At 76.2% G+C, this 10,354-nt stretch carries 8 protein-coding genes; 4 read left to right on the top strand and 4 right to left on the bottom strand.

All coding sequences use genetic code 11. The features are described 5' to 3' along the window. Window positions 1–124: 124 nt before the first annotated feature. A complete protein-coding gene (locus ACWDCZ_RS36560) occupies window positions 125–895 on the top strand; it encodes a hypothetical protein (protein WP_449818150.1) in 771 nt (256 codons plus the stop codon). A 51-nt stretch (window positions 896–946) separates the two neighbouring features. On the opposite strand, the gene ACWDCZ_RS36555 is transcribed toward ACWDCZ_RS36560, so the two are convergent. Then, entirely contained in the window at window positions 947–1,597 is a 651-nt protein-coding gene (locus ACWDCZ_RS36555; RefSeq protein WP_074005389.1) for a hypothetical protein, read from the bottom strand. Between the two features lie 395 nt (window positions 1,598–1,992). On the opposite strand from ACWDCZ_RS36555, the gene ACWDCZ_RS36550 reads away from it, so the two are divergent. The 3 genes from ACWDCZ_RS36550 (at window position 1,993) to ligA (ending at window position 6,675) form a co-directional block, all read left to right on the top strand. Further along, on the top strand, window positions 1,993–3,495 hold the full coding sequence (locus ACWDCZ_RS36550) for a phenylacetate--CoA ligase family protein (protein ID WP_449818149.1): 1,503 nt from the start codon (window positions 1,993–1,995) through the stop codon (window positions 3,493–3,495). Next, on the top strand, window positions 3,496–4,545 hold the full coding sequence (locus tag ACWDCZ_RS36545) for a hypothetical protein (protein ID WP_449818148.1): 1,050 nt from the start codon (window positions 3,496–3,498) through the stop codon (window positions 4,543–4,545). It begins immediately after the preceding gene. A gap of 66 nt (window positions 4,546–4,611) precedes the next feature. Next, window positions 4,612–6,675: an NAD-dependent DNA ligase LigA gene (gene ligA / locus ACWDCZ_RS36540; protein ID WP_449818147.1), complete on the top strand. Its 2,064-nt coding sequence runs from the start codon at window positions 4,612–4,614 to the stop codon at window positions 6,673–6,675. A 104-nt stretch (window positions 6,676–6,779) separates the two neighbouring features. On the opposite strand, the gene ACWDCZ_RS36535 is transcribed toward ligA, so the two are convergent. The 3 genes from ACWDCZ_RS36535 to ACWDCZ_RS36525 all read right to left on the bottom strand — a co-directional run. Next, window positions 6,780–8,096 carry a sensor histidine kinase gene (locus ACWDCZ_RS36535; protein ID WP_049655786.1) on the bottom strand — a complete coding sequence of 439 codons (1,317 nt, stop codon included), beginning with the start codon at window positions 8,094–8,096 and terminating at the stop codon, window positions 6,780–6,782. Continuing rightward, window positions 8,096–8,809 (bottom strand): response regulator transcription factor, encoded by a 714-nt coding sequence (locus ACWDCZ_RS36530; RefSeq protein WP_074005393.1) that lies wholly within the window; start codon window positions 8,807–8,809, stop codon window positions 8,096–8,098. Before ACWDCZ_RS36530 ends, ACWDCZ_RS36535 begins: the two co-directional genes overlap by 1 nt. Before the next feature lie 59 nt (window positions 8,810–8,868). Then, window positions 8,869–10,354, bottom strand: a 1,486-nt coding sequence (locus ACWDCZ_RS36525) for an alpha/beta fold hydrolase (RefSeq protein WP_449818146.1), incomplete at its 5' end; no start/stop codon positions are given.

Genomic DNA, 10,354 nt, shown 5'->3' with positions numbered 1-10,354 from the left:
CGGACACCTGGGGGATCGGGTGTCCGGGCCGCCGCGCCGCCGGCGTTTCCGCCCGTTCCCGCCACTCCGACCTGCCCGGCCCCGCCCCGCGGGCCGTACGGGCGGCGGGCGTAGGCTCCCGCCGGTGACACCAGCACCGACACCCCCTGCCGAGGCCGGACGGCCCGTCGAGCCCGGCCCCGTCTGGACCCCGCTGACCCGCGCCACCGCCGTCGACCGCGCGACCGGCCTCGCCTGGCTGTCCGGGCTCGGCCACAACCGCGCGGCCCCCGCCGGCCTGCTCCTGCGCCTCCTGGACACCGGCGAGCACCATTTCCTGGACCGCGACGACCTGCCCGACGGAGTCCTGGACGCCGCGATCGCCCACCCCGACCGGCGCGTGCGGATGGGCGCCGCGGAGAGCGGCCGGCTGTCACCGGCCCAGTGGGAGCGGCTGATCGCCGCCACGCCCGGGGCGGCGCTGCGCGAGCTGTTCGCGGAACTGGCCGAGGGGCCGGGCCGCCCGCGCAACCACCCCCGCTTCCCCCGCCTGGGCCTGCTGCGCCTGGCCGCCGACCCGAACCCGCGCCTACGGGCCCTGGCCCTCGACGACCCCGCCGCCACCCCCGCCCACGTCGAACGGGCCGCCGCCGACCCCGACCCGGCCGTCCGCCGGGCCGCCGCCGCCGACCGTCGGCTCGCCCCCGCCACCGCCTCCGCGCTCGCGGCCGACCCCGACGGCGGCGTGCGGCACTTCGCCCGCGTCAACCCGGCCCTGCCCCCGGAGGACCTGGTGGTGCTGCTGCTCGACCCGTGCCGGGCCGACACCGCCGCCAGGAACCCCGCGATCCCCGCCGCCGTCCTGCACCGCATGGCCGACCTCGCGATCCCGCACGCCGCCGTACCCCGGCGCTGACCCGCCCGGGGCCGGTCCTGGGCACGGACCGGCCCCGGGCAGGGGTGGGGCTCAGTGGCAGACGAGCTTGTTGCGGGCCAGCTCCTGGACGGTGCCGGGGTTGACCGGGGTGTCGCAGGAGACGGTGCCCTCGATCTCGGCGTCGAAGGTGCTGTAGGTGGGGTGGGAGCCGAAGGCGTAGGCCCAGTACCCGTCACCGGGGTCGTTGTTGCCCCAGCCGCCGCGGGGGAGGCAGACGTACTCGTCGGCCTTGCCCTGGACGCGGTTGGTGCCCTTGAACACCGCGTAGTCGCCGGGGCGGGAGAAGTTCAGCGTGACCTTCTGGGACCAGGTGCTGGTGGTGGACTTGCTGGTCTGGACGGAGAAGCCGACCTTGATGGAGACCTTCGCGAAGAACGCCCCCGCCTCCGCGTTGATCTCGGTAGAGGCGTTGAAGGTCGTGCTGACGTTCTGGACCTCGGTCACGGTGGTCTCGACGGAGCCGGTGGTGCCCGGGGCGATGGTGATGCCCTTCCAGTGGGTGAGCACCGGTTCGACGACGGCGGTCGAGACCTCGTACAGCCCGGTCCGGGAGACGCGGGGGTCACATGGGCCGCCCGGCTCGGCCGCGTGGGCCGTACCGGTGGCGAAGGCCGACGCCGCGACCGTCAGGACGGCGAGCGCGGCGGGTAAGGACAGCCGCCGCAGGAACGTGTTCGTCAAGGGGACTCCTCGGGGGAGGGGGTGTCGGACCGTCACGCGGCCGGCACCCGGCATGGATTCGTCAGATCGTGCCCAGAACACCCCCACCGCACACCCACAACACCGAACTCCCCTGCACAAGCGGAAGGTTGGCCGTGCACATAGCCTGTTGCACACCGCCGGACCGTCCCTATACTGCCGTTGCCCGCAGGCCGGAACCCGGCCCCGGGCATCCGCCGCTGCGCCCGGCCAGGGCGGCCGGCCGCCCGTACGAGGGAGAACCGATCATGGTCAAGCACTACCTCAAGTACGCCTTCAGCACCCTCACCGCCGCGATGTTCCTGCACATGGTCTGATCCGACCGACCCCGGCCGGGGCCGGGTGGCCCATCGTCCGACCCTGGCCTGGGAGTCCGCTTGTTCGCGACCGCGCTGAGCCAACTGCGCTACGGTGCAGCGATCCTGACGAACCGTCGCATCCGCCCCCGCGACCTGGAACGCCTCGCCCGGGACCTGGTCGCCACCATCGCCGAGTTCGGCGAGCCCGGCGAGGACTCCGCCCTGCTGCCCGGCCGCGCCGGACACGTCGACCCGCAGGTTCGGCGCGAAGTGGCCCGCCGCAGCCTGCGCGCCACCGCCCGCACCGCGGCCCGGCACACCGCCTACTACCGCCGCACCTTCGCCGAACTCGGCCTCGACCCCGACCGGTTGGAGCCCGAGGACTGGTCACGCGTCCCCGTCACCCCCAAACAGGCACTGCGCGCCCTGCCCGCCGCCTTCGTCTCCGACACCGCCCGCCCCGCCCTGCAGGCGCTCACCACCGGCACCAGCGGCACCCCCACCGCCGTGTGGTTCTCCCGCGCCGAACTCGAGTGCGCCATCGCCTTCAGCACCATCTCCGCCGTGCTCGGCCTCGGCCTGCGCCCCCGCCACACCGTCGCCTACGCCGGCTGCTCCCGCGCCACCCTGTCCCTGGTCAACGCCGAGGAGTCGGCCACCCGCGCCGGCGCCGGCTTCGTCCAACTCGGCACCGTGGCCCCCGCCGTGGCCCTCGACCGCCTCGCCGCCCCGCTCGGCCTGCCCGGCAAGGACCCCCAGGTCACCCACCTCACCACCTCCGCCTCCTACCTGGCCGCCCTCGTCCAGGAGGCCGAACAGCACAAGTGGCGCGAAGCCGACTTCGGCCTGGAGTCGATCAGCGTCGGCGGCGAGGTGCTCTCCGCGCCGCTGCGCCGGCGCGCCGAGGCTGTGTTCGGCGCCACCGCCACCTCCGCCTACCTGATGACCGAGATCCTGCCCTCCGGCGCCACCCCCTGCACCCGGGGCCACCTCCACCACACCACCGAGTTCGGACACCTCGAAGTCCTCGACCCGCTCACCTGGGAACCCACCGCCCCCGGCGGCACCGGCACCGTCGTGCACACCCCCTACGTGCCCTACCGCGAGTGCACCCTGCTGCTGCGCTACGCCACCGGCGACCTCGTACGCCTCCCCGCGGAGCCGCCCGACTGCGAACTCGCCCACCTGCCCGCCACCTCCGAGATCCTCGGCCGCTGGAACGGCCCGCTCAGCCGTACCGTCACCACCCGCGAGGTGCTCGACCTGGTCGAAGCCGAACCCGAGGTCCCGCTGCCCGCCCGCCACGCCCTCACCGACGGCCCCGACGGCCCCGACGGACCGGCCCGCCTGCACCTGCTGGTCGACCGCCTGCCCGCCACCGCCCTGCGCGGCCGCCTGGAGGACCGCGCCCGCGCCGCCGGCCTGCGCCTGGCCGACATCCTGCTGTACGAGGACCGCGCCGCCATGCCGCCGACCGCACCCCTGCGCGCCGACCTGCGCGAGCACACCTTCGACACCTTCGACGTCCCCGCCGCCCCCGGCACCCCCGCCGCCCCCGACCGTGTCCCCGGAAGGCGCTGAATGACCGTCGACCCCGCCGCCCTGGCCGCCCTCAGCGCCGCCGTCGCCGCCGAGACCGCCCTGGCCGCCTGGTACCTCGCCCGCGTCCGGATGCCCCGCCCCCCGGTCGGCGTCTACACCGGCGGCGACATCGCCGTCCTGTGCGCCGGAGTCGTCCTCGCCCCGCTGCTCTACACCGCCCTGCCCGCGGCCGCCGTCTCCGCCGTCTTCGGCCTCGTCGCCTGCCTCGCCGTCCAGTTCACCCTCGCCCCGCTGCTCGCCGCCACCCCGCTGCGCGCCACCCCCTGGTCCTGGGCCGCCGCCCTCACCGCCACTGCCGCCACCGCGCTCGCCGCCCTCACCGGCCACCCCGCCGCCGCCCGTGCCGGCAGCGACCTGATGATCGCCACCGCCGTCGTCGGCGTCGCCAACCTCTGGACCCAGAGCGGCCTGCGCTCCGGCCACACCGCCGCCCTGGCCGCCGTCCTCACCGGCTACGACCTGGCCGCCACCACCCTCACCGACACCACCACCCGCTTCTTCGAACAGGTCCAGGACCGCCCCTTCGCCCCCCTGCTCGCCCTCACCGGCGGCCCGGCCCCCGTCGCCGTCGGCCTCGGCGACCTCCTGCTGCTCGTCCTCTACCCGCTCGTCGCCGCCAAGGCCCACGGCCGCACCGCCGCCGCCGTCGCCGCCCTCGTCGGCCTGCTCACCACCAGCGCGGTCAGCGCCTGCTTCGCCGCCGGCTGGCTCACCAGCGGATTCCCGCTGCTCACCGCCCTGGGCCCGCTGATCGTCGCCCAGCACCTGTACTGGCGGCGCCGCACCGGCGGCGAGCGCACCACCGCCCAGTGGCGCGAGGGCCACCAGCTCCCTCTCCCGCTGCCGTCCTCCGTCGGCCACGAGCCCGCCGCCGCCCTCGCCGCCCCCGTCCCCGACGGCACACCCCCGGGCACCTGGCTCGCCCTCGCCGACGGCCGCGTCCTCGGCACCGGCCCCACCCCCGGCCACGCCCGCCGCGACGCCCGCCGCAACGGCACCGACACCCCCACCACCGCCCGGCTGGTCTGACGCCTTCCAGCGTTCCGCCGGCGCGCGTCCCGAGGCCCTGTCAGTGCCGGCCGCCATGATTCCCGCATGACCGCCACCGCAGCACCGCTGTCCTCCCCGTCCGCGTACGCCGACGCCGTCGCCACCGCCGTCCGGGCCGCCGCCGCGTACTACACCGACGGCTCCACCCCGCTCGGCGACGACGAGTACGACACCCTGCTGCGGGCCATCGCCGCCTACGAGAGCGCCCACCCCGGCGAGACGCTGCCCGACTCGCCGACCGGCAAGGTGGCCGGCGGCGCCGCGAACGGCGACGTCCCGCACAGCGCCCCGATGCTCTCCCTGGACAACGTGTTCTCCGCCGAGGAACTCGACGCCTGGGCCGCCGGCCTCGAACGGCGCTTGGGCCGCCCCGTCACCGCCTGGTGCGTGGAGCCCAAGCTCGACGGCCTCGCCATCGCCGCCCGCTACCGCGCCGGCCGCCTCCAGCAGGTCGTCACCCGCGGCGACGGCCTCGCCGGCGAGGACATCACCCACGCCGCCGACGCCGTCCTCGGCCTGCCCGCCGAACTCACCGAACCCGCCGACATCGAACTGCGCGGCGAAGTCCTCCTCACCCGGGACCAGTTCGACCACGCCAACCGGATACGCGCCGACCACGGCGCCACCCCCTTCGCCAATCCGCGCAACGGCGCCGCCGGCACCCTGCGGGCCAAGGACCGCCCCTACCGGATCGAACTCACCTTCTTCGCCTACGACGCCATCGGCCCCGACGGCCTCGCCCACAGCGCCCTGCTGGACCATCTCGCCGCCCTCGGCGCCCACACCGCCGCCACCACCGCCGCCAGCCCCCGGCGCTGCGCCGACACCGCCGAAGTCCAGCGGCGCGTCGAGGAGATCGCCGCACTGCGCGCCGAACTGCCCTTCGGGATCGACGGCGTGGTCGTCAAGGCCGACCTGGCCGCCGACCGCGCTGAGGCCGGCTCCGGCTCGCGCGCACCGCGCTGGGCGGTGGCCCGCAAACTGGCCGCGCAGCACCAGGTCACCCGGCTGCTCGCGGTGGAGTGGAACGTCGGGCGCACCGGCGTCATCGCCCCGCGCGCCGTCCTCGAACCCGTCGTCATCGACGGTGTCACCGTCACCTTCGCCACCCTCCACAACCCCGCCGACATCGAACGGCGCGGCCTGATGATCGGCGACCAGGTCTTCGTCTACCGCGCCGGCGACGTGATCCCCCGGGTCGAGGCCCCGGTGCTCGACGCCCGCACCGGGGCCGAGCAGCCGATCGCCTTCCCCGAGACCTGCCCGCGCTGCGGCGACGCCATCGACACCACCGAGCAGCGCTGGCGCTGCGTCCGCGGCCGCGACTGCCAGGCCGTCGCCTCCGTCCTCTACGCGGCCGGCCGCGACCAGCTCGACATCGAGGGCCTCGGTGGCACCCGCGCCGTCCAGCTCGTCGAAACCGGCCTGGTCACCGACCTCGCCGACCTGTTCACCCTCACCCGCGAACAGCTGCTCACCCTGGACCGGATGGGGGAGACCAGCGCCGACAACCTGCTCGCCGCGATCGCCACCGCCCGCACCCGGCCGCTCAACCGGGTCTTCTGCGCCCTCGGCATCCGCGGCACCGGACGGACCATGTCCCGCCGGATCGCCGCGCACTTCGGCTCCATGACGGCGATCCGGGCCGCCGACGCCGAGACCCTGGCCGGCGTCGACGGCATCGGCACCGAGAAGGCCCGCGTCGTCGCCGCCGAACTCGCCGAACTCGCCCCGCTGCTGGACCGCCTCGCCGCCCTCGGCGTGGGCACCGCCGTCACCGCCCCCACCGCTCCCGCCGCCACGCCGACGGCAGGGGAAGGCGACACCGCCGACGGCCCCGCCGACGACCGGGGCCCGCTCGCCGGCGAGGCCGTCGTCGTCACCGGCAGCATGACCGGCGCCCTCGCCGACCTCTCCCGCAACCAGATGAACGAACTGGTCGAACGCGCCGGCGGCAAGGCCTCCTCCTCGGTCTCCAAGCGCACCACCCTCCTGGTCGCGGGCGAGAAGGCCGGCTCCAAGCGCGCCAAGGCCGAGGAGCTCGGCATCCGCATCCTCACCCCCGAGGACTTCGCCACCCTGGTGGCCGCCCACCTCCTCCCGGCCTGACGGGCCCCTCCCGCGCGGGGGTCCGGCCGGGGCCGGACTTCTCGCGCTCACGCGTCCGCCCGGGCCCCTCCGGACGGTCCGCCGGGGCGCCGTCCGGCGGACCGTCAGCCGCCCGGGGCCGGCGGCAGCCGGAAGCCGACCTCGGCACCGCCGCCGGGAGCGGCGGCGGCGAAGACGGTGCCGCCGTCCGCGACGACCAGGTCGTGGACGATGGCCAGGCCCAGCCCCGAACCCGGGGTCGACTGGGTGCCGGCGGCACGGTAGAAGCGCCCGAAGACGGCCTGCCGGTCGCCGGCGGCGATCCCGGGCCCGCGGTCGCGCACGGCCAGCCGGGTGCCGGTGACGCGGACCTGGACCAGGGTGCCGTCCGGACTGAACTTGACGGCGTTGCCCACCAGGTTGTCCACGCAGCGCTGGAGCGCCCGCGGCCGGGCCAGCACCGGGACGGGCCCCTCGGTGATGACGGCGATCTCCCGGCCGGTACGGCGGCGGAAGCGCCGCGCGCTGTCCTCGGCGGCGGCCGGCAGGTCGAGCGGCTCCGGCTCCTCCGCGCTCTGCTGGTCGGTGGCCAACTCGACCAGCTCACGCACGAGTTCGTCGAGCGCGACGGTCTCGGTGACCAGGGTCGCGAGGATCTGCTCCTCGTCCTCGGGAGCGAGCCGGCCGCGGGCGCGCTGGAGGAGCTCGGCGCACCCGCGCACCGAGGTCAGCGGGGTGCGCAGCTCGTGGCTGGCGTCCTGGACCAGGCGCTGCTGCTGCTCGCGGGAGCGGCGCAGCGCGCCGACCATCGACTCGAAGGCCCGGGTGAGGCCGCCGACCTCGTCGCGCCCGGCGGCGGGCAGCGGGGTGGCCAGGTCACGGGTGGTGGTGATGTGCTCGGCGGCGCGGGCCAGGCGCCGCACCGGGCGCAGGATGCGGCCGAGGACGAGCCAGCTGAGCAGGGCGCAGGCGGCGGCGGCCGCCACGCTGGTGACGGTGATCCGCCGCAGGAACGCGTCGTCGACCTCGGTGACCCCGGCGTAGGTCTGGCCGACCATCACCGCGCCCTGCCCGTCGGGGCGGGCCTGGGTGAGGACGCCGTAGGGGGTGCCGTCGACGGTGGCGTCCTCCTGGTGGGAGCCCTGCCCGGTGCGGGCCACCTCCAGGGCCCGCTCGGAGACCGGCAGCGCCGGCCCGCCGCCCGGGGCCAGCGGCCGGGCGGTGCCGTCGGCGGGCAGCAGCTGTTCGACGGTGTCGGGCCGGGCGGGCGGCAGCCGGCCGAGGTCCAGGGCGGCGAGCACGGTCTCGGCCCGGTCCCGCAGGCTCCGGTCGAGCTGGTCGGAGACCAGGGTGCTGACGCCGCGGTAGGCGGCGGTGACGGGCACGGCGATCGCCAGCAGGACGGAGGCGAGGACCACCAGGCCGATGCGGGTGCGCAGCATCAGGCGGTCCGGGCGGTGTAGCCGACGTTGCGCACGGTGTGGATCAGCCGGGGCGCGCCGTGCTCCTCGGTCTTGCGGCGCAGGTAGCCGACGTACACGTCGAGCGAGCGCGAGTCGGTGTCGAAGTCATAGCCCCAGATGCGCTCGTAGATCCGGTGGCGGGTCAGGACGGTGCCCTGGTTGCGCAGCAGCAGCTCCAGCAGGTCGAACTCGGTCTTGGTCAGGTCGAGCCGGCGCCCGCCGCGGTGGGCCAGCCGGGCGGCCGGGTCCAGGGCGAGGTCGGCGAGGACGAGCCCGGTGTCCTCGCCGTCCCCGGCGTCGAGCGGCTCGGTGCGGCGCAGCAGGGCGCGGATGCGGGCCAGCAGCTCCTCGGTGGCGAAGGGCTTGGCGAGGTAGTCGTCGGCGCCCGCGTCCAGCCCGGCGACCCGGTCGCCGAGCTGGTGGCGGGCGGTGAGGACGAGGACGGGCAGGCGGTCGCCGCGCCGGCGCAGCATCCGGCACAGCGCGAGGCCGTCGAGGCGGGGCATGACCACGTCCACCACCGCGAGGTCGGGGCGCCGGTGCTCCAGGAGCTCCAGCGCCTCCTGGCCGTCGGCGGTGGTGAGCACCCGGTAGCCCTCGAAGCGCAGCAGGTGGTCGAGGGTGGCGCGGACACCGGGGTCGTCCTCGACGACCAGGACGGTGCGCCGGGCGTCGGCGGTGGGATCTGTCATGGTGTCATCCTCGCTGGTGGCGGGCGTGGTCAGGCCGGTCGGGGGCTGCCGACGACGCGTCAGCGGGGGACCGGGACGACCGCGACCGGCGGGACCTGGGCCAGGCAGGAGGTGTCGCCGACCTCGCCGGTGCGGATGAAGCCGCTGGCGATCTCCAGGGCGCAGCCGGTGGACTCCAACTCCGGGAGGTGTCCGCTGTTGGGTACCGAGACGAACGCGCTGTGGCGGAACTGGGCCGCCGACAGGCGGGAGTTGACCTCGGGGGTGTTGGTGTCGAGGTCCCCGGAGAGCACCAGGACGGGCACGTCGGGCAGGTTCCCCAGGTCGGTCGGCTGCGGGCGGGCGGTACCCCGGCGCGGCCAGTTCAGGCAGTTGTCCCCGCCGTCGGTCTGGCCCGCGGCCCAGCCCTCGGGGTTGAAGGCCCCGAAGTCGGCCGGGTCGGCGGCGGCCAGGGCGGCGCGGTACTGGCGGCGGCGCTCCGACACCGGGGCCTCCGGGTCCCAGGCGCGGACGTAGTCGTTGCAGGTGACGGCCAGGAAGGAGGCCTGGTCCTCGGTGCCGGTGCCCTCCATCTCGCCGCGCACCAGGGCGGACAGCGGCCCCTCGTCGCCCGCGGCGAAGGCGTGCAGGGCGGCGGGCAGGGCGCCGAGCAGCCCGGACTCCCCGGGGTGCAGGCCGATGCCGCGGGTGGCCGGCTCGTACATCAGGTCGGCGAGCTTGTCCTCGGTGAACAGCACGGTGCGCCGCTCGCCGCCGGCCTCGGCGGTCACCTTCAGCGGGCGGGCGCGCAGCCGCTCGGCGACGGCGGCGAGGTCGTGCACCGCGGTGTCCGGGTCGCAGGCGCCGCTGCGCTCGCAGATCCGGCGCAGCGTCAGGGAGACCTGCTGGGCGCCGGGCCGGGCCAGGGAGTCGAAGGCGACCGGGTAGGCGCCGGACAGCACCATCTTCTCGACCCGCTCGGGATGGCGGTCGGCGTAGACCGGCATCAGGTAGGTGCCGTAGGACATGCCGTACAGCACCAGCCTGGGGGCGCCCAGGCGCTCGCGGGCGGCGTCGATGTCGTCGGCGGTGGCGGCGCTGGTGTAGCCGCGGGCGCGCGGGCCGAGTTCCTCGGCGCACTCGGCGACGGCCTCGCGCTGGCCGGCCCGCGGGGCCCAGCGGTACTCGGCCTCGGTGACGTCGCAGGGCAGCCGGCCGGAGCGGCCGGTGCCGCGCGGGTCCAGCAGGAGCACGTCGTAGTCGTCCAGCACCCCCCGCAGCGCACCGGCCACCTGCTCGGCGCGGTCGATCAGGGTCTCGCCGGGGCCGCCGGGGTTGAGGGCGACGGTGCCCAGGGCCGGACCGGGGCGGCTGTGGCGCACCACCGCGTAGCTCACGTCGACGCCGCCCAGGCGCGGCTCGCCCGTCACCAGGGGCCGGCGCATGGTCGTGCAGTCGACCTGGTGGCCGGGGACGGCCGGGCACCACGCGGGCCGGCCCTGCGCCCCGGCGGCGGGTGGTGGTGGCGTGGAGGGTGTCGGGGGTGAGGGCGCGGGGGGCCGGGGC

Source organism: Kitasatospora sp. NPDC001225, assembly GCF_053597855.1.
Note: the sequence above shows the minus strand (reverse complement) of the source record. Positions and strands in the feature narration are given on the sequence as shown.

Excerpts from the sequence above, each read along its gene's own strand:
- ACWDCZ_RS36545 (WP_449818148.1), top strand. The coding sequence starts at position 3,496 with ATGACCGTCGACCCCGCCGCCCTGGCCGCCCTCAGCGCCGCCGTCGCC.
- ligA (WP_449818147.1), top strand. The coding sequence starts at position 4,612 with ATGACCGCCACCGCAGCACCGCTGTCCTCCCCGTCCGCGTACGCCGAC.
- ACWDCZ_RS36535 (WP_049655786.1), bottom strand. The coding sequence starts at position 8,096 with ATGCTGCGCACCCGCATCGGCCTGGTGGTCCTCGCCTCCGTCCTGCTG.
- ACWDCZ_RS36530 (WP_074005393.1), bottom strand. The coding sequence starts at position 8,809 with ATGACAGATCCCACCGCCGACGCCCGGCGCACCGTCCTGGTCGTCGAG.